This is a genomic window from Pseudomonas sp. NPDC089422 (assembly GCF_044749405.1).
In the GTDB taxonomy this organism is placed as follows: domain Bacteria; phylum Pseudomonadota; class Gammaproteobacteria; order Pseudomonadales; family Pseudomonadaceae; genus Aquipseudomonas.
The window spans coordinates 596,551-615,905 of the sequence record NZ_JBIVHW010000001.1; the positions used below are offsets into that span (position 1 = coordinate 596,551).

Consider the following 19,355-nt stretch of genomic DNA (forward strand, 5'->3'; position numbering starts at 1 on the left):
ACTCAGGAATAGAAGGATGGGGCAGGGCGCTTGCCGCCGAGGGCCCACTCGCCGAGCTCGTGGATGCGGTAATCCACCGGGTCGTGCAGGGTTTGCGTCCTCAGGTTGCGCCAGTGGCGGTCGAAGCGCAGCGAGGCGTGGGTGGCGCGGGCGCCGGTCACCTCGAACAGGCGGTTGCAGATGTCCAGGCCGTGGCGCGTGGCCGCGACCTTGGCGGTGCCGATGGCCAGGGCCAGGTCGCCGCGTTCCTCGGCGCTCAGCGCCTGCTCCTTGGCCCAGGCGCTGTCGAGCTGGCGGGCGGCGCGGGCGATCAGCAGGCGCACGCTCTCAAGGCCCACCCAGAACTCGCCGTAGTGGCGCAGTACGTAAGGGTCTTCGCTGCTGCTGGCGGCACTGGAGCGGAACCACGGCCGGCTTTCCTTGAGGCTGTACTGGCGCGCTTCGTCGAAGGCACCTTCGGCAATGCCGAGAAACAGGTTGGCGAAGTGCAGCTGGGCGATCAGCGGGCGCAGGGCGGCGAACGGCGTGCTTAACGGGCCGGGGTCGAGCAGCAGTTCGGCATGCTCGACGCGCACCCGCTCGAAGGTGGCGCTGCCGCTGTCGGTCTGGCGCTGGCCGATGTTGTTCCAGTCGTTGTGCAGGGTGATGCCGGTGCGCCCGCTGGGGATCGCAGCGATCAGCAGCTTGCCGCCGGCACGCTCGTCCAGCGCCGAGGCGATCAGCATTTCCGAGTCGCTGGCACCGGAGCAGAAGCTCTTCTTGCCGGAAAACTCGCACCAGCCGTCGAAGTGCTTGACCACGGTGCGGGTGTCCAGCGGGTTGAGAGCGTTGCCCCAGAACCAGTGCTTGCGTGCGGTCTGCTCGAACCATGGTTGCCACTGCTCCGGGCGCGAGAACAGACGCACGGTGGCCAGCATCAGGTGGTGGAAGCCGAACACGTGGGCAATCGAACTGTCGACCCGGGCGAACTCGCGCACCACCTCGAAGGTGTCATGCCAGTTCGCACCCTGGCCGCCGAACGCCTGCGGAATCACCAGCGACAGCAAACCGCTGCTGCGCAAGGAATCGCGTTCAGCCTTGGGCGTGCCGCCGCGCTCGTCGCGCTCCACTGCGGTCTGGGCGAACTGCGTGGCCAGTTCACGTGCTACCGCCAGCGCCGGTCGGGCCGCATTCAAAGGTGCATTCATGGCGGATCCTCAGGCACTTTCACGGAGTGCGTGGTGGGCGCCGAACAGCGGCACGGCGCGCTCGGCGGCCAGGCGAATACGTGCGTCAAGGGCATCACTGGACACCCGGTAGTCGGCAAGCTCCGCCTGGCTGGCGTAGACGCCGATCGGCAAGGTCAGGGCCTGCAGGAAGCTGAACAGCGGGCGCAGCTGGTGGTCGAGCACCAGCGCGTGGCGTTCGCTGCCACCGGTGGCGGCGAGCAACACCGGTGTATCGACCAGTGCGTCCTGGCCGATCAGGTCGAACAGGTGCTTGAAGTGGCCCGGGAAGCTGCCGCGGTACACCGGTGCGGCCACCACCAGCAGGTCGGCCTTTTCCACCAGCCGCAGCTGTAGTTCGACGGCTTCGGGCAGCTCGCTGCGCCACAGCGCGGCACCCAGTGGTCGGGCGATGTCGCCCAGCTCGATCAGGTGCGGCTTGATGTGCAGGTGCTGGCCGAGTTCGGCGAGGATGGCCTCGGTCAGGGCCAAGGTGCGGGATGGGCGGGTAGTACCGCCGGACAGGGCTACGACGTTCAATGGGGTGCTCATGGGCAGGTCTCCAGTTCTGGTTGAGCGGGGGACTTTGCTTGAGCAATCGTCGTGCCGATATATTAATTCTATATAGATCAACAGGTTGCGAGTCTTAAGGCGCTGCCGGTGTTGCCTTGTGGGCGTCGTTTTGTTGATCAGGTGTTGCGCTGCAGACAGTTGGCCGAGTGTTGGCGGCTGTACAGTTGGGAAAGTTATAGCGGAATTGTCACTTTCAAAAAAAGAATAAGAATTCATATTCTTATATCTTGTTTTCTTCGGATGGATGTCCGGTTATGGCATCAGGGCATGAAGGTGATGGCCTTGGGGATTGTGGTGGTGCACAGATCGCGCGCCGCCCGCGCGGCGCATCGCGGATAAATCCGCTCCTACATTTGTTGCAACGTGCCGAACCTGTTACGCCATGGTCGCCTGCCTTGGTGCATGTCTTGAGTCTTGCAAACCGGCTGACAACCATGACCTGTCAGGCATGGCCACGTTGCAACAAATGTAGGAGCGGATTTATCCGCGATGCGCCGCGCGGGCGGCGCTCGATCTCATAGGCGCTGAAAGCCTCAAGGCAAGCACCTGTCAGCCATGACACTCCATCAAGGCCAGCCCACAGCGATTTGGCCTGCGTGACATTCTCTTGAGGCTGCCTGACAAAACGCCGTGCGGGGCTGGCAGGCAGGTGGGCGGGCGTTTGAAGATCGCTCGGCACACCTTCTTGCACTGCCATCCAGGAGTCATGTCATGAGCGATATCCAGCTGTTACCTGCCGTGGTCGAGTTCCTCGCCAGGCCCCATGGCCATTTCATCGAGGGCCAGTACCTGGCGGGTGAGGCGGGACCGTCGATCGCCATCCATGACCCGTCCAGTGGCACGGTCATCGCTCGGGTTGCCGAGGCCAGCGATGCCGAAGTCGAGCGCGCGGTGCGCAGTGCGCGGCAAGCCTTCAAGGGCGCCTGGGCCGAGGCTTCGCCCTATCACAAAGGCGTGGTGCTGAACCGCCTGGCCGACCTGATCGAGGCCAATGCCGAAGAGCTGGCGCAGCTGGAAACCCTGTGCTCGGGCAAGTCGATCAACCTCACCCGCGGCCTGGAGATCGCTCAGAGCGTGGTGTTCCTGCGCTACTTCGCCGGTTGGGCGAGCAAGATCACCGGGCAGACCATGACACCGTCGATCCCGTCGTTCGCCGGCGAGCGCTACACCGCGTTCACCCTGCGCGAGCCGGTGGGGGTGGTGGCCGGGATCGTGCCGTGGAACTTTTCGGTAATGATCGGCATCTGGAAGATCGCCTCGGCGCTGGTCACGGGCTGCACCATCGTCATCAAGCCCAGCGAGTTCACTCCGCTGACGCTGCTGCGCATTGCCGAGCTGGCGATCGAGGCGGGGGTGCCGGCGGGCGCACTCAACGTATTGAACGGGCGCGGACAGGCCGGGCAGCGGCTGATCGAGCACCCGGACGTGGCCAAGGTGGCCTTCACCGGCTCCGTGCCGACCGGCATCGCGGTGGGCAAGGCGGCCATGGCGGCCAACCTGACCCGTGCCACCCTGGAGCTGGGCGGCAAGAATGCCGCGGCGCTGTTGGCCGATGTCGATGTTGACGGCGCGGTGGCCGGTATCGTGCAAACGGCCTATGTGCACCAGGGGCAGGTGTGCGCATCCCCCGAGCGACTGTATGTGCACCACAGCAAGGTCGAGGAATTCACCCGCAAGCTGGGTGCGGCGCTGGGGCAGATGAAGATCGGCTCGGCACTGGACCCCGAGGCGCAGTTCGGGCCGCTGGCCAATGCCGCGCACCTGCAGAAGATTCTCGGCTTCTTCGAGCGGGCGCGGGCCAACAACACGGTGGTATGCGGTGCCAGGGCAGTCGACCGGCCGGGCTACTTCGTCGAGCCGACCGTGGTGTTGGCCAACGGCGCCAGCGACCCGCTGCTGCATGAGGAAACCTTCGGGCCGATCGTCTGTGTGCTGTCGTTCGACAACGAGCAAGAGCTGGTCGAGCTGATGAACGACAGCCCCTATGGCCTGACCGCCAGCCTGTGGACCAACGACCTGTCCAAGGCGCTGCGGCTGATTCCGCAGATCGAGGCCGGCACGGTGTGGGTCAACATGCACACCTTCCTCGACCCGGCGGTGCCGTTTGGCGGGACCAAGGCTTCGGGGGTGGGGCGCGAGTTCGGCAGCGCGTTCATCGAGGACTACACCGAGCTGAAGTCGGTGATGATCAGGTATTGAGTCATCCAGGTTTGTGGGCGTGCCTAGCGGCCGGTACGCCCATATGCCTGGCTGATCCGGTCGATCACCATCGCCAGCGCGACGATGGCCAACCCCGCTTCGACCCCTTGGCCGACGTTAAGGGTCTGGATTCCGGCCAGTACATCCTCACCCAACCCGCGGGCACCGATCATCGACGCCACCACCACCATCGACAAGGCCATCATCACCGACTGGTTGAGCCCAGCCATGATGCTCGGCAGCGCCAGCGGCAGGGCGATGCGCCGCAACCGCTGCCAGCGGCCGGCCCCCAGGCCGTGGGCGGCCCGCAGCAGCGAGGGGTCGATCTGGCTCAAGCCCAGCTCGGTCAGCCTCACCAGCGGCGGCAGGGCATAGATCAAGGTGGCGAACACCGCTGGCACCTTGCCCAGGCCAAACAGCATCAGCACCGGGATCAGGTAGACGAAGGCCGGCAGCGTTTGCATCACGTCCAGCACCGGAAGCAGCAGGCGCCGGGCCAGCGGGCGGGTGGCCAGGAGGATGCCCAGCGGCACGCCGATCAGTACGCACAGCCCGGTACTGACCAGCACCAGGGCCAAGGTCTGCAGCAGTTTGTCCCACAACCCGAGCATGCCGATGAACATCAGCAGCGCAACCAGCACCACGCTGCGCAGCAGGCTGCGGCTGGCGTGCCAGGCCAGCAGGCCGACCAACAACAATAACAGCCACCAGGGCATCAGGCGCAACAGGTTCTCCAGGCCGACCAGCAATTGCAGGAACTGGTCGGAGACACTGCGCAGGTGGTCGCCATAATGCAGTACCAGCCAGTCGACCAGGCGGTTGATGGTGTCGGCAAAGGACAGTTGCAGGGCTTCAGGGAAGCCCGTACTCACAGGCTCGCCTCGACCTTGCCGGCCACGTCAGCGGGCAGCCAGGGCTTCCACACTTTCGGGTTTTCGCGCAGGAACGCCTTGGCGGCCTCGGCGGCTGGCAGGCGCTTTTCGTTCATCTCGGCCAGGGCCTTGTTGAGAATGTCGATGGGCAGGTCGACTTTTTCGAACACCGCCACCAGCTGCGGATAGCCATCGCGAAATGCCTTGGACACGCCGATCGACAGCTTTGCCGGCAACGACTGGCTGCCTTTGGGCTTGGGGTTTTTCGGGTCAGTCAGGGTGGCCCAGGCCGCCGCATCGAACGGTGGTTCCTGCAGGCGCACCAGGTCGTAGCGCCCGATCAGCGCAGTGGGGCTCCAGTAGTAGAACAGCACGGGTTTCTTGCGGCGGATCGCCGAGTCCACTTCGGCATCCAGTGCAGCGCCGGAGCCGGTACGGAAGTTGGTGTACAGGTCTTCCAGGCCGTAGGCCTTGAGCTTCTGGCTGTTGACGATCTCCGAGGTCCAGCCGCTGGGGCTGTTGAGAAAGCGGCCTTTGACGGGGTCTTCAGGGTCCTTGAACACCGACGCATAACGCTTGAGGTCCTCGACACTACGCAGGTCAGGGGCAGGGGCCTTGTCGCCCTTGACCACGTAGGCGGGTACCCACCAGCCTTCTTCAGCGTTTTTCACCGTGTCACCCAGGGCGAACACCTTGCCGGCCTTTTCGGCGTTGACCCAGGCGGGGCTGCGCCCGGCCCATTCTTCGGCGATCACCTGCAGGTCGTTGCGCGCCAGCGCCACTTCCATGCTCACGGTGCTGCCGGGCAGCGTGTCGGTGGGGTAGCCGTAACCGTGCTCGACGATGTGGCGCAGGATTTCCGTGGTCAGCGCGCCGCTTTCCCAGCCGAGTTCGCCGAAGTGAATGGGTTTGCCTTGTTCCGCCGATGCGGCGCTGTCGGTGCTGGCCAGGCCGATGGTAAGCAGCAGGCCGGCCAGCAGCGCAGTGATTTTCTTCATGGGGGCCTCGTGGGTTGCCACGCATTGGGTTGGGGCAAGTGTAGACGACGGTATTTCCCTCCCTGCGGGAAGGCCTTCGCGATGGGCGCAGCCGGGTCATGCGCGAACAATCCGTCGATGCATGACACCCGGTCATGCAGCACAGAGGGATTGCAGATATGGCCTTGGACCTGAAGTTCACCTACTACCGGAATTTCCGTTTCGACGGCAAATTCCATATTCGTTGCACGGGGGGCGACCTGCACAAGGTCAGCCGCATACGCTATGAAATCGAACGCATCGATGGGCTGGAGCCTGTTTCGTTCAAAGGGGTATCGGTCTATTCCCAGGCGCATACACGGGCGCTGGTCAATCATGGTTGTCCGGCCACACTGACAACAGATCCTGTGGCGGGTACTTACAGCATTCGACCGCGGGTGGTGCTGCTCGATGCCCACGCCATTGCGTTGGGCAGACCAACAGGTGCTGCCGGGGTCATCGATCTCGATCCGCTGCTGGTGCAGGTGAACGAGCAGGAGCTGACTCGAAACCTGCTGGACAGCGTGCCACTCTCCGGTTCGTTGGCACGCCGCCGACGCGCCCTGCAGGACGGCCAGGCGCTTGAGGTGTTTGTGCCGATTGCGCATGGCAAGTCATGCCCGCCACTGCTGATCCGCTTCGCAGAGGGTGGCCTGGAGCGGTTGTTTGCCGACCTGGAACCGCAGTCCGGCTCTTTGCTGGTGCGGCTGTGGCCCAAGCTCAAGCAGGTCATCGAGCCTCGGCCATTGCTGACCGCCGATGAGCAGCGCGATGAGCGGCTGCAGGTGCTTGCCGACTGCTGCCTGCTGGAGCAGCCCGCCAGCATGCTCAACGACACGTTCGTCAATCTGGCCAGGACCCTGGCCGCCCTCGACTATGTCGAGGCCCTGCAATTCCAGGTCGATGCCCAGGAACCGTCACCCCTGCTGCTGGCGGGTCTGGCCGGCCTGATCACGCTGATTGGCGGTGCCGCCATCGTGTTGGCCAAGGGGGGCGACGAGGAGGGGCAGGCCACGCCGGACTTCGAGAACCTGCAGCATTACCTTGATGCTCCCGGTGGCCGTTGGCAGGGCCTGAACGTGCGGCGGGCCTGGGGCAGGCAGGTGACCGGCAAGGGCGCACGAATCCATTTCAGCGATGGCGGCCTGTTCCCCAATCACGAAGACCTGCGCGGCAACCCGAACCTCAAGATCGTGACCCGGCAGCCCAACAAAGACCCCAAGCATGGCACGGCCTCGGCCGGCATCCTGGTGGCGACCGCCAATGGTACTGGCGTCACGGGTATTTCCAGGGACAGCGAACTGTTCCTCTACGACAACAGGGCCACGGATGCCGCAGGCTCTACGCTGACCGTGAAGGACTTGCTGCGTCATGTGGAGCCTGGCGATATCGTCGGCATCAACCGCCAGACGGCCAATCCCAAAGACCTGAGCACCTTCCTGCCAAGCGTGCATGACGTGCTTTGGGCGGACATGATGCACAGCCTGGTTCAGCGTGGCGCCGTTTTGGTGGCCGCCGCCTGCAACGGCAGCGGCCGGACCGATGCCAACCATGGAACGGTCGCCGGGCATGGTGTCGACCTGTCGCAACATCGCAACTTCGATGATCATGGCGACGTTGGCGCGATCCTGGTAGGTGCCTGCCAGTCATGGGATGGCAAGCCGCACGTCTATTCCAACTACAACTACCGCTATCGCATGCTCAATGCCTGGGGAGACAGCGTGGTCACCCTGGCGTACGGCGAATTGCAGAACAGAGAAGGGGAAGACGAGGACTATACCGACAGGTATGCCGGTACATCGTCAGCCACTCCACTGGTGGCAGGTGCACTGAGCCTGATCCAGTCGTACGCGATGGAGCAGCACCACATCTACCTCAACGCTGACCAGATGCACTTGCTGGTGATGGCGTCAGGTTACGGCGATGCAACGCTGCCCGACACCGAGGTGCTGCCAATGGGCGCCAGGCCGAACGTGCATGGCGCATTGGTCATGCTGGACCAGATTCTGGGTGGCGGGCGTTTTCACCCTGCGCGATAACCTTTGAGCCGGCCTGGGCGGTAGCCGCTGCGCTTGCCGCGCAGCGGCCTGCTGCCCATCACACGCGGAACTGGTCCATCAGCGCCTGCTGCTGGTTGGCCAGGCTGTTCAGCGACTGGCTGACCCGCGCCGATTCGTTGGCCTGGCCGGACAGCGATTCGGTGACATCGCGGATGGTCGCGACGTTGCTGTTGATCTCTTCGGCCACCGCACTCTGCTCTTCGGCAGCCGAGGCGATCTGCAGGTTCATGTCGGTGATCACGCTGACCGCCTGGCCGATGCGCTGCAGCGCGGTAACCGCCTGGCCGACCTGCTCGACACCGCCCTGGGCCTGGCGATGGCTGTGGTCCATGCTGCCGACCACATCGCGGGTGCCGGTCTGCAGGGCTTCGATCACCTGGCGGGTTTCTTCCACCGATTCCTGGGTGCGCTGGGCCAGGTTGCGCACTTCATCGGCGACCACGGCAAAACCACGGCCGGCCTCACCGGCACGGGCCGCCTCGATGGCGGCGTTGAGCGCCAGCAGGTTGGTCTGCTCGGCGATCGAGCGGATCACTTCCAGCACCGAACCGATTTTCTCGCTGTTCTGCGCCAGGCCTTCGACTTCGGCCATGGCCTGGCTCATGTTGGCGGCCAGGGCATCGATGCTGGCGGTGGTGCGGTCGATCACTGCCAGGCCTTCGCGGGTCGCCTGGTCGGCTTCGCGGGCGGCTTGCGCGGCTTGGGCGGCGCTGCGGGCGACGTCCTGGGCGGTGGCGCTCATTTCGTGGGAGGCGGTGGCTACCTGGTCGACCTGGCGGTACTGCTGTTCCATGCCGGCGCTGGTTTCAGTGGCGATGGCCGAGGACTGGTCGGCGGTGCCGCGGGCGGCCTGCACCGAGCGCTTCACCTCGGCGATGGTCGGTTGCAGCTTGTCGAGGAAGCGATTGAACCAGCCGGCCAGTTCGCCGAGTTCGTCGCGCTTGTCGTAGGTCAGGCGGCGGGTCAGGTCGCCTTCGCCGCTGGCGATGTCCTTGAGCATCGCCGCCACGCCGAGGATCGGCTTGGTCACGCCACGGGCCATCAACCACACCAGCAGCAGGCCGGCGATCGCTGCGGCCAGGCCCAGGCCCAGCTCCAGCAGGGTGCCGCTGGTGTTCAGGGTGTCCAGTTCCTGCTTGAGCGCTTCGGCCGGGCCGGTCAGGGCATTTTCCGGCACATCCAGCAGCACGCCCCAGGGCTGGGCGCCGGGGATCGGTTCGAAAGCGGCCAGCACTTTCAGGCGCGCCTGGTCGTGGAGGGTGCTCAGCTTGCCAGTGGCCAGCTTGCGCACCAGTTCGGCGCCCTGGCGCGGGTCGACCTGGTCGAAGCGCTGGGCCAGTTTGCTGGCATCGGCGCTGTAGCCGGCCAGCAGGCCGACCGGGCTGAGGATGCCGACCGTGGTGCGGCCCTCGTAGAGGCTGCGGCTGGCGTCCTGGCTCAGGGCCTGCAGGCTGTTGAGGTTGATGTCGATGGACAGGGTGGCGATGATCTTGCCGTTGATTGCCAGCGGGAAGACGATGCTGGTCATCAGCACGCGTTGGCCGTCGATGTCATAGAAGTACGGTTCCACCACGCAAACCTTGCCGGTGCTGCGCGGGCAGCTCCACCAGGTGTTGGCCGGCTGGCCGCTGGGGCCGATTTCGGTGTTGGCCATGTCGTGCTCGGGCAGGGCCATGGCGGTCAGCTGGCCGGCGCGCGGTTGCGACCAGTACAGGGCGAAGCGCCCGGTTTCGTTGCTGCCCAGCTCGGCTTTGCCGGCGAACAGGCTGTCCTTGCTGTCCAGCGCATTGGGCTCGAACACCAGCGACAGGCCAAGCAGGTCGGGGTTGGCCTGCAGCGCGGCGCGCACCTGGCGGGTCAGGTCCTCGCGCAGGTCGAAGGCGTCGAGGAAGCGTTTTTCTGCTTGTTCACGCAGGAACAGCACCTGGCGCGAGAAGCCCGCGCCGTACTGGTAGGCATCCATGAACTGGCGGCGAATGTTCAGTGCCTGGACTTCACCTTGCGACTCGATACGCGACTGCGCAGCTTCGGTGAGCATCTGCATGCTGCTGGCCTTGACCAGGTCCGAGCTGTGGTCCATGCGGTACAGCGAAAGGCCGACGAGCAAGGTGACGATGCCGGCGAGGCAGAGACCGGCGAGCAGGGTGATCTTCCACTGGATGGAAAGTTGTCGCAAAGGCATGGGGGTGAATCCCTTTTTTTGGCAGTAAGGGTTTGGTGGTGGGGCTGGGGGTGTTCGCCGTGACGCTTTTGCGGCCTGGGAGATCGAGCGCCGCCCGCGCGGCGCATCGCAGGCAAGCCTGCTCCTACATTTGTTTCGGGCCAGTGAAGCCTGTGCCTTTGGCGCGCGCGCCCTTGGTGCATGGCTCGATATCGCGTCGTACAAACAAGGGGGCGCGCGCCAATGCCTCAGGAATAATTGGCCCGAAACAAATGTAGGAGCAGGCTTGCCTGCGATGCGCCGCGCGGGCGGCGCTCGATCTCCCAGGCGCCAAAAACCTCAAGGCAGGCACCTCTCAGCCTCCCACCTATATCGGCCCAGGCCATTTTTTCTTTATTCAAACATTCAATTTAAATCTTCTGGGAAATACGCCGAAATATGGCGCTTTTGACATCTCCATCCCACTCCGTCAGAGTGCGCGCTTTTTGTCTGCTGCCAGAGGAACCCCAAACCATGAATGCAGTGATCGCCGCAGTCGGCATCATGCTGATACTCAGCCTGTCCCGCGTGCATGTGGTCATCGCCCTGATCATCGGCGCACTGGCCGGTGGCCTGGTCGGCGGGCTGGGGATCGAAGGCACGCTCAAGGCCTTCAACGGTGGCCTCGGTGGCGGTGCCACGGTGGCACTGTCCTACGCCTTGCTCGGCGCCTTCGCCGTGGCCATCGCCAAGTCGGGCCTGGCCCATGCCCTGGCCGACCGCGCCCTGGCCATGATCGACCGCCAGGGCCATGCCAACGGTGGCAAGGTCAAATGGCTGCTGATCGGCCTGATGCTGGTGGTGGCGGTGTCGTCGCAGAACATCCTGCCCATCCACATCGCCTTCATCCCGCTGCTGGTGCCGCCGCTGCTGTACGTGCTGACGCGCCTGCGCATCGACCGCCGGCTGGTCGCCTGCGTGATCACCTTCGGCCTGATCACGCCGTACATGTTCCTGCCGGTGGGCTTTGGCAACATCTTCCTCAACGAAATCCTGCTGGCCAACGTCGCCCGCGCCGGGGTCGATGTCAGCGGCGTCAATGTCACCCACGCCATGGCCATCCCGGCGGCCGGCATGTTCGCCGGCTTGCTGCTGGCGGTATTCATCAGCTACCGCAAGAAGCGCGACTACGACCTGGCGCGCATCGAGCAGGTCGAGCAGGTCAGCGTGCAGTACAACCCGCTGACCCTGCTGGTGGCGGGGCTGGCAATCGCTGCGGCATTCATCGTGCAGCTGTGGCTGGACTCGATGATCATCGGCGCCATGGTCGGCTTCCTGATCTTCTCGCTGTCGGGCATCGTGCGCTGGAAGGACACCGATGACCTGTTCACCGAAGGCATGAAGATGATGGCGATGATCGGCTTCATCATGATCGCAGCGTCCGGCTTTGCCGATGTGATGAAGGCCACTGGCGAAGTAAAGAGCCTGGTCGAGACTTCGGCGCAATGGATCGACCACAGCAAGGGCATTGGCGCCTTGCTGATGCTGCTGGTGGGGTTGCTGGTGACCATGGGCATCGGTTCGTCGTTCTCGACGGTGCCGATCCTGGCGGCGATCTTCGTGCCGCTGTGCGTGCAACTGGGCTTCGACCCGCTGGCCACGGTGTGCATCGTCGGCACCGCGGGTGCCTTGGGCGATGCCGGCTCGCCGGCGTCGGACTCGACCCTCGGCCCGACCTCGGGGCTGAACGTGGATGGCCAGCACCACCATATCTGGGACACCGTGGTCCCCACCTTCATCCACTACAACCTGCCACTGCTGGCGTTCGGCTGGCTGGCAGCGATGACGCTGTAAGACGTCAGCCCTTGTCGGGTGGCGGGGAGATACTGTTGAGGACGGTGCTGCCGTCCTTGCTGCGGGTCAGGTAGACCGGCAGCACCTTGGGCAGGTTGTCTACCAGCCGCTCGACCTCGCGGGTGTTGTAGATACCGCTGATGCGGATGCGCCCGGTGCCGGGGTCGGCCAGCAGCAGCGGGGCGTCGAGGTAGCGGTTGATCACCGGCAGGGCCTGTTCCAGGCTCAGGTTGTCGAGCACCAGCTTGCCGTTGCGCCAGGCCAGGCTGTTGTCGTAGTCGTCGTTCTCGGCCAGTTGCGGCTCGAAATCACCCGTGTGGTAGCTGGCCTGCATGCCAGGGCCAAGGCGGTAGCCGCCGGCGCTGCCATCGCTGCTGACCAGCACCGAACCCTGTACCAGGGTGACCTTGACCTGGTCCTGGTACTTCCAGACATTGAACTGGGTACCGGTGACGCGGGTCTGGCCGCGGCCGGCGCGGACGATGAACGGGTGGCTGCTGTCGTGCTGTACCTTGAAGAAGGCCTCGCCACGCTTGAGCGTGACCTGACGCTGGTCCTTGTAGTTGAGGTAGGTCAGTTCGGTGTGGAGGTTGAGCTCGACCGTGCTGCCGTCGCTCAACTGCACGGTCTGCATCTCGCTGCCCGCTTCGAAATGCTGGTAGTGGTTGGGCAACCAGCCTTGCTCCCAACCCACCCAGCCGGCCAGCGGCAATACCAGCAGGGCCAACGCCGCAGCCGACGCCAGTGGCCGCCAGTTGCGTGCCCGTGGTGCATGCCGCGCAGGCGGGTTGAAGTCGACGACTGTGGCGGTGCGGGGCAACAGGTCGGCGGTTTGCCAGATTTCCAGCATCGCCTGGTATTCCTCGGCGTGACGCGGGTCGGCCGCCAGCCAGCGGGTGAACGCTTCACGTTCGACCTGCGTGCAATCGTCGGCGTGCAGGCGCATGCACCAGTGCGCGGCGGCATCGGTGATGGCTTCATCTGGGCTGGGATTGCGGCGGTCTTGGTTCATCAAAGCTCCGGGTTTTGCGCATTCTACCCCTGCAGAGGGGCTCCCGAGAACCGAGGTAATGGCGAATGACTATCAGTTATGTGTGTTTTTCGTCGGTTGCGCAAGGGATTTCCAGCGTTTGAGAACGCTTCGCGGCAAGCACGAAGCGCTCCCTTGCCGCCTCAGAATTGCTCGGCTGCCATCGCGTACAGGCTGGCGCTACCGGCGCGGATGCTGGCATCCAGGGCCAGGCTGCGCGGCAGCAGGCGCTGGAAGAAGAACGCCGCACAAGCCAGCTTGGCGCCATGGAAGGCCGGCTCTTCGGCGTGCCTGGCCTGGGCCGCCGCCGCCATGCGCGCCCACATGTAGGCATAGGCAGTCAGGCCGAACAGGTGCAGGTATTCCACGGCCACGGCATTGACCAGGTTGGCGTCCTCGCGGGCTTGTGCCCGCAGCCATTCGCTGGTGGCTTCCAGGCGCGCCAGGCTGGCTTGCAAGGCTTCGCGGTGCAGTGGCGCCCCGGCACTGAAGGCGCGCACTTCGGCGGCAAAGCAGGCCAGGGCCTGGCCGCCATCGGCCAGCACTTTGCGCCCGAGCAGGTCGAGGGCCTGGATGCCGTTGGTGCCTTCGTAGATCTGCGCAATGCGCACGTCGCGCACGCGCTGCTCTTGGCCCCACTCGCGGATGTAGCCATGGCCACCGTACACCTGCTGGCCGAGCACGCAGCTTTCCAGGCCGTTGTCGGTGAAGAACGCCTTGGCCACCGGGGTCAGCAGCGCGACCAGGCGCTGGGCATGCTCGCGCTCACCGCCATCCTCGGCGTAGCGCGCCAGGTCCAGCTGCTGGCCGACATAGGCGGCGAAGGCGCGGCCACCTTCGGTGAAGGCGCGCATGGTCAGCAGCATGCGCCGCACATCGCCGTGCTCGATGATCGGATCGGCCACCCGCTCTGGCATCTGCGGGCCACTGGCGGCGCGGCTTTGCAGGCGCTCGTTGGCATAGCGTGCAGCGCTCTGGTAGGACGCCTCGGCGCAGCCGATGCCCTGGATGCCGATGGACAGGCGCTCGTAGTTCATCATGGTGAACATCGCCGCCAGGCCCTTGTTCGGCTCACCGACCAGGTAACCGCTGGCGCCGTCGAAGTTCATCACGCAGGTGGCCGAGGCCTTGATGCCCATCTTGTGTTCGATCGAACCACAGTGCGCGGCATTGCGCGGGCCGAGGCTGCCGTCGGCCTCGATCTGGTACTTGGGCACCAGGAACAGCGAGATGCCCTTGGCCCCGGCAGGGGCGTCCGGCAGCTTGGCCAGCACCAAGTGGACGATGTTCTCGGTCAGGTCCTGTTCGCCGCCGGTGATGAAGATCTTGCTGCCACTGATGCGGTAGCTGCCGTCGGCCTGGGGTTCGGCGCGGCTGCGGATCAGCCCCAGGTCGGTGCCGGCGTGGGGCTCGGTCAGGCACATGGTGCCGGCCCAGCGGCCTTCATACAGCGGTGGCAGGTAGGTGGCCTTGAGCGCTTCGCTGGCATGGGCATCGATGGCCAGGCAACTGCCGGCACTCAACGCCGAATACAGGCTGAAGCTGCAGTCGGCGGCGTAGAGCATCTCTTCGAACAGCACGCCGAGCATCTTCGGCATGCCCATGCCGCCATACTCGGGGTTGCCGCCCAGGCCCACCCAACCGCCTTCGCGGTAGGTGCGCCAGGCGTCGCGGAAGCCGTCCGGGGTGGTGACCTTGCCGGCATCGAAGCGCACGCCTTGCTCATCGCCGTTGCGGCTGAGCGGGGCGATCAGCTGGCCGGTGACCTTGGCCGCTTCTTCAAGGATGGCGTCGGCGGTTTCGCCGTCGACGCGCTCGGCCAGGGCGGGCAGTCGCGCCCACAGGGCAGGGCCCTGGAACACGTCATGGAGGATGAAGCGCATGTCGCGCAATGGAGCGGTGTAGTCGGTCATGTCAGGCTCGATAACGGTTCACAGGGCCTTGGCGCGGTCGCGCAGGACGTACTTCTGGATCTTGCCGGTGGAGGTCTTGGGCAGCTCGCCGAAGACCACGGTCTTCGGCACCTTGAACCCGGCCAGGTGTTCGCGGCACCAGCTGATGATGTCGCTCTCGCGGGTCTGCTCGTGGCCGGGCTTGAGGGCGACGAAGGCGCAGGGCGTTTCGCCCCACTTGTCGTCGGCGCGGGCGACCACGGCGGCTTCCAGCACGGCGTGGTGCTTGTACAGGGTGTCCTCGACCTCGATGGTCGAGATGTTCTCGCCGCCGGAAATGATGATGTCCTTGAGCCGGTCCTTGATCTCGACATAGCCATCGGCGTGCCACACGGCCAGGTCGCCGGTGTGGAACCAGCCGCCGCGGAAGGCCTCGGCGGTGGCTTCGGGGTTTTTCAGGTAGCCCTTCATCACCGTGTTGCCGCGCATGAAGATCTCGCCCAGGGTGTGGCCGTCTTGCGGTACTGGCTGCAGGGTCTGCGGGTCGGCGACCATCAGGCCGTCAAGGGTGGGGTAGCGCACGCCCTGGCGCGACTTGATCCGCGCCCGCTCCTCCAGCGGCAGTTCGTCCCATTCGTCATGCCAGGCGCAGACGGTCACCGGCCCGTAGACCTCGGTCAGGCCGTAGGTGTGGGTGACTCGAATGCCCATCTGCTCGACCGCACCGATGACCTTGGCCGGTGGTGCGGCACCGGCAACCATGGCCTGCACCGGGTGTTCGATGGCGGCCTTGGCGGCTTCCGGCATGTTGACCAGGGCGTTGAGCACGATGGGCGCACCGCACAGGTGGCTGACCCGGTGCTCGCGGATCAGGGTGAGGATCTTCTGCGGGTCGACCCGGCGCAGGAACACATGGGTGCCGGCCAGCGCGGTGATGGTCCAGGGGTAGCACCAGCCGTTGCAGTGGAACATCGGCAAGGTCCACAGGTATACCGGGCGGTGGCCCATGCCCCAGGTCATCTGGTTGCCGATGGCATTCAGGTAGGCGCCACGGTGGTGATAGACCACGCCCTTGGGGTTGCCGGTGGTGCCCGAGGTGTAGTTCAGCGAAATCGCCTGCCATTCGTCTTCGGGCCATTCCCAGGCGAATGCCGGGTCGCCTTCGGCCAGCAGCGCTTCATAGTCGAGGTCACTGACCGCACGGCCTTCGCCGTATTCGGGGTCATCCACGTCGACCACCAGCGGCGGGTGTTCGAGCAAGGCGAGGGCAGCAGCGATCACACTGTGGAACTCGCGGTCGGTGATCAGCACCTTGGCCTCGCCGTGCTGCAGCATGAAGGCGATGGCTTCGGCGTCCAGGCGCACATTGAGGGTGTTGAGCACGGCGCCGATCATCGGCACACCGAAGTGCGCTTCGAGCATGGCCGGAATGTTTGGCAGCATCACCGCCACCGTGTCGCCGCGGCCGACGCCACGCCCGGCCAGGGCGCTGGCCAGGCGCCGGCAGCGCTGGTAGGTCTCGCGCCAGTCGCGGCGAATGGCGCCGTGGATCACGGCCGGGTAATCGCCGTACACGGCGGCGGTGCGTTCGATGAAACTCAGCGGGGTCAGGGCGACGTGGTTGACGGCAGCGGGCATCAGGCCCTGGGCGAAGATCGACATACGGTATTCCTGTAAGGGAGGCAGACGCAGCCTGTGCGTGTGGCCCCCCGGTGGCTGATTGTTAGCTCTGATCAGGGTGCGGGCAGCGCGCCGATGGCCGCTTGCCTCTGTCGCAGTTTTACGCGAACCGCTATCGTAGATGGAATATCGACTATAGCAATATAGTAAAACTACTATAACAACGAGCACCGACTGTGGATCAGACCCCATTACCCTTGCTCGCCAAGGACCCACAACCCAGCGTGCTGCTGGCTTCCGATGCCCGTGCACTGGCCAGCAACCCGGCCCTGCAGGCACTGATCGGCACGGCTGCGGTGCTGGCCGACTGGTTGCCAGGCAACCATACGGCGCTGGTGCGCGCCTGCCTGCGCCAGCACCGGGCCATCGCCGATGTGGAAAAACAGGTCGGCGAACGCATTCTGCTGTGGACCTTCATCCCCGATGACCAGGGCCAGTGGGTGCTGGCACGCTGCCGCGACGCCAGCGAAGAGCGCCAGGGCGCCCGTGAAGCCAGCCGCGCCCGGCGCCTGTATCGGCTGATCATCGAGAACACCACCGACCTCATTTCCCGGCACAGCCCGGACGGCCGTTTTCTCGACGCCTCGCCAGCCGCCTACCGCCTGCTCGGCCTGTGGCCGGAGCAACTGCGCGGCATGCCGGTGCGGGCCCTGCTGCACCCGCGTGAGCGGCGCCAGGTGCTGCGCCAGGCCGCCGCAGCCCTGGACCAGGACGGTTACCACACCATGACCTGCCGTGTGCGGCATGCGGGCGGCGGCTATCGCTGGTTCGAGATCGCCAGCCGGGCGATCCGTGAAACCTACACCGGTGCCGTGGTGGAGGTGGTCAGCGTGTCGCGTGACATCACCCTGCGCATCGAGGCCCAGGAGAACCTGGCCCACAGCGCCCGGCTCGCCACCCTGGGTGAACTGGCGTCGGGGATCGCCCACGAGATGAATCAGCCGCTGGCGGCGGTGGTCAACTATGCCAACGCCAGCCAACGCTACCTGCAAGGCCTGGAGCGCGACCCGCAGGCGCGTGAGCGGGTCGGCCAGGGCCTGCAACGCATCACCGAGCAAGCGACCCACGCCGCCGAGGTGATTCGCCGCCTGCGGGCCTTCCTGCGCAAGGGCCCGCGGCGCCTGCAGGCGGTGGAAGTGGCCGAGGTGGCGGCCGAAGCCATGCGCCTGTGCGCCTGGGAGGCGGCGCGGGACCAGGTCGCTGTCGAACTGCGCATCGGCGGGCAACTGCCGGCGGTGTTCGCCGACCAGGTATTGCTCGAACAAGTGCTGCTCAACCTGCTGCGCAATGCCATCGAGGCCAACCGCGAGCAGCAGGGTGCGCAGCCGTCGCGTATCCTGCTCGGCGCCGTGCGCGAGGGCGATGGGGTGCTGATCGAGGTCGCCGACCAGGGGCCGGGCGTGGCGGCTGAGCGCCTGGATGAGATCTTCACCCCGTTCAGTACCAGCAAGGCCGATGGCCTGGGGCTGGGCCTGAGCATGAGCCGCAGCCTGATCGAAGGTTTCGGCGGCAGCCTCTGGGCGCGTGCGGGTGAGGCGGGTGGGCTGGTGCTGTGCTGCCGTCTGGCAGTGAACCGGGGATAAGGAGTGGGCGAGGTGCAAGCGAAGGTTTATGTGGTCGACGACGACCAGGGCATGCGTGATTCGACGGTGTGGCTGCTGGAATCGGTAGGCCTGCAGGGCGTGCCTTTCGCCAGCGGCCAGGCGTTTCTCGATGCCTGTGCAGACGATGGACCAGCCTGTGTGCTGCTCGATGTGCGCATGCCCGGGCTGGGCGGCATGGCGGTGCAGCAGGCATTGCGCGAGCGCGGCCTGCAGCTCCCGGTGATCTTCGTCAGCGGCCATGCCGACGTGCCGATCGTGGTGCGGGCGTTCAAGGCCGGGGCGAGCGACTTCATCGAGAAACCCTACAGCGACCAGCTGCTGCTCGACAGCGTGCAGGCTGCCCTGGAGCGGGCAGGGCAGGCGCGCCAGGACGACCTGGTGCTGGCGGCGGTGCAGGCTCGCGTGGATGCCCTGACGCCCCGTGAGCGCGACGTGTTCGTGCCGCTGGCCCAAGGCTTGAACAACCGCGAGATTGCCGAGCGCCTGGGCATCAGCGTGAAGACCGTGGACCTCTACCGGGGGCGGGTGATGAAGCGCCTGCAGGCGGGCAGCCTGGCCGAACTGGTGGGCATGGCGATTGCCTGCGGGGCCGTGGAGGCGCTGGGCTTGCGTGCGCTGTGAAACGTTGCCGGCAACGGCCGTTTCATGAATATTTGCATAGCACCCTAATCAAAGCTTTGACATTCACTGCCTAGGCAGTAATATTTTTAAACAATTGCCCGAGCAGACCCCGATGTCCCATTTCAACCCGGAAAACTTCCAGACCTGCGCCATCGGCATGCTGCTGGGGCGTGCGGCGATCCTCAAGGACCGCATTCTCGACTGGCACCTCGAATCGGAGGGCGTCACCGCCGCACAGTTCAAAGTGCTGATCATCGTCACCCAGTACCAGGTGGATACCCCGGCCGAACTGTGCCGCTACCTGGGCCTGGACAGCGGTTCGATGACCCGCATGCTCGACCGCCTCGAGCAGAAGGGCCTGATCCTGCGCAACCGCTGCGCCGATGACCGCCGCCAGGTGCGCCTGGCCCTCACCGCCGATGGCCAGCGCCTGGCCGACCGCCTGCCGGAGATCGGCGCGGCGGCGATGAACGAACTGGTCGGCGTGCTGCAGCCAGACGAGCTAAAGACCCTCGAAGGTTTGCTGGCCAAGGTGCTTCTAGGCGCCGGCGACCCTCTGACGATCCGCCGCTTCGGCGATCGTTGATCCCTGTTACGCATATTCCAAGG

General features: G+C 65.4%; 14 protein-coding genes. 6 read left to right on the plus strand and 8 right to left on the minus strand.

All coding sequences use genetic code 11. From position 1 onward, the window contains the following. Positions 1–2: 2 nt before the first annotated feature. Positions 3–1,187, minus strand: a complete 1,185-nt coding sequence (locus ACIPZ8_RS02745) for an acyl-CoA dehydrogenase family protein (RefSeq protein WP_400719459.1) — start codon at positions 1,185–1,187, stop codon at positions 3–5. A 9-nt stretch (positions 1,188–1,196) separates the two neighbouring features. Beyond that, positions 1,197–1,757 (minus strand): FMN reductase, encoded by a 561-nt coding sequence (msuE, locus tag ACIPZ8_RS02750; RefSeq protein WP_400719460.1) that lies wholly within the window; start codon positions 1,755–1,757, stop codon positions 1,197–1,199. 732 nt (positions 1,758–2,489) lie between these two features. Between msuE and ACIPZ8_RS02755 the strand changes: the two genes are divergently transcribed. Next, on the plus strand, positions 2,490–3,977 hold the full coding sequence (locus tag ACIPZ8_RS02755) for an aldehyde dehydrogenase family protein (protein ID WP_400719461.1): 1,488 nt from the start codon (positions 2,490–2,492) through the stop codon (positions 3,975–3,977). Positions 3,978–4,000: 23 nt separating this feature from the next. Here the strand turns inward: ACIPZ8_RS02755 and ACIPZ8_RS02760 are convergent, their stop codons facing one another. Next, positions 4,001–4,849, minus strand: a complete 849-nt coding sequence (locus ACIPZ8_RS02760; RefSeq protein ID WP_400719462.1) for an ABC transporter permease — start codon at positions 4,847–4,849, stop codon at positions 4,001–4,003. Next, positions 4,846–5,847 (minus strand): ABC transporter substrate-binding protein, encoded by a 1,002-nt coding sequence (locus ACIPZ8_RS02765; protein ID WP_400719463.1) that lies wholly within the window; start codon positions 5,845–5,847, stop codon positions 4,846–4,848. Before ACIPZ8_RS02765 ends, ACIPZ8_RS02760 begins: the two co-directional genes overlap by 4 nt. A gap of 158 nt (positions 5,848–6,005) precedes the next feature. Between ACIPZ8_RS02765 and ACIPZ8_RS02770 the strand changes: the two genes are divergently transcribed. Further along, positions 6,006–7,904, plus strand: a complete 1,899-nt coding sequence (locus tag ACIPZ8_RS02770) for a S8 family serine peptidase (protein ID WP_400719464.1) — start codon at positions 6,006–6,008, stop codon at positions 7,902–7,904. 58 nt (positions 7,905–7,962) lie between these two features. On the opposite strand, the gene ACIPZ8_RS02775 is transcribed toward ACIPZ8_RS02770, so the two are convergent. After that, a complete protein-coding gene (locus tag ACIPZ8_RS02775) occupies positions 7,963–10,107 on the minus strand; it encodes a methyl-accepting chemotaxis protein (protein ID WP_400719465.1) in 2,145 nt (714 codons plus the stop codon). A gap of 492 nt (positions 10,108–10,599) precedes the next feature. Between ACIPZ8_RS02775 and ACIPZ8_RS02780 the strand changes: the two genes are divergently transcribed. After that, positions 10,600–11,919 carry a Na+/H+ antiporter family protein gene (locus ACIPZ8_RS02780; RefSeq protein WP_400719466.1) on the plus strand — a complete coding sequence of 440 codons (1,320 nt, stop codon included), beginning with the start codon at positions 10,600–10,602 and terminating at the stop codon, positions 11,917–11,919. Between the two features lie 4 nt (positions 11,920–11,923). On the opposite strand, the gene ACIPZ8_RS02785 is transcribed toward ACIPZ8_RS02780, so the two are convergent. The 3 genes from ACIPZ8_RS02785 to ACIPZ8_RS02795 form a co-directional block, all read right to left on the minus strand. Next, a complete protein-coding gene (locus tag ACIPZ8_RS02785) occupies positions 11,924–12,931 on the minus strand; it encodes a FecR family protein (RefSeq protein ID WP_400719467.1) in 1,008 nt (335 codons plus the stop codon). A 161-nt stretch (positions 12,932–13,092) separates the two neighbouring features. Next, the gene (locus ACIPZ8_RS02790) at positions 13,093–14,862 is read right to left on the minus strand and encodes an acyl-CoA dehydrogenase C-terminal domain-containing protein (protein WP_400719468.1); all 1,770 of its coding nucleotides are present in this window, start codon (positions 14,860–14,862) and stop codon (positions 13,093–13,095) included. 18 nt (positions 14,863–14,880) lie between these two features. Then, positions 14,881–16,503, minus strand: coding sequence for an acyl-CoA synthetase (locus tag ACIPZ8_RS02795; RefSeq protein WP_400719469.1), 1,623 nt, complete (start codon positions 16,501–16,503; stop codon positions 14,881–14,883). A 194-nt stretch (positions 16,504–16,697) separates the two neighbouring features. Between ACIPZ8_RS02795 and ACIPZ8_RS02800 the strand changes: the two genes are divergently transcribed. The 3 genes from ACIPZ8_RS02800 (at position 16,698) to ACIPZ8_RS02810 (ending at position 19,332) form a co-directional block, all read left to right on the plus strand. Further along, positions 16,698–18,104, plus strand: coding sequence for a sensor histidine kinase (locus ACIPZ8_RS02800; protein WP_400719470.1), 1,407 nt, complete (start codon positions 16,698–16,700; stop codon positions 18,102–18,104). Positions 18,105–18,116: 12 nt separating this feature from the next. Then, the gene (locus tag ACIPZ8_RS02805) at positions 18,117–18,746 is read left to right on the plus strand and encodes a response regulator transcription factor (protein ID WP_400719471.1); all 630 of its coding nucleotides are present in this window, start codon (positions 18,117–18,119) and stop codon (positions 18,744–18,746) included. A 112-nt stretch (positions 18,747–18,858) separates the two neighbouring features. Further along, complete coding sequence (locus ACIPZ8_RS02810) at positions 18,859–19,332, plus strand: MarR family winged helix-turn-helix transcriptional regulator (protein ID WP_159409979.1); 474 nt, start codon at positions 18,859–18,861, stop codon at positions 19,330–19,332. The last annotated feature ends 23 nt before the right edge of the window (positions 19,333–19,355 follow it).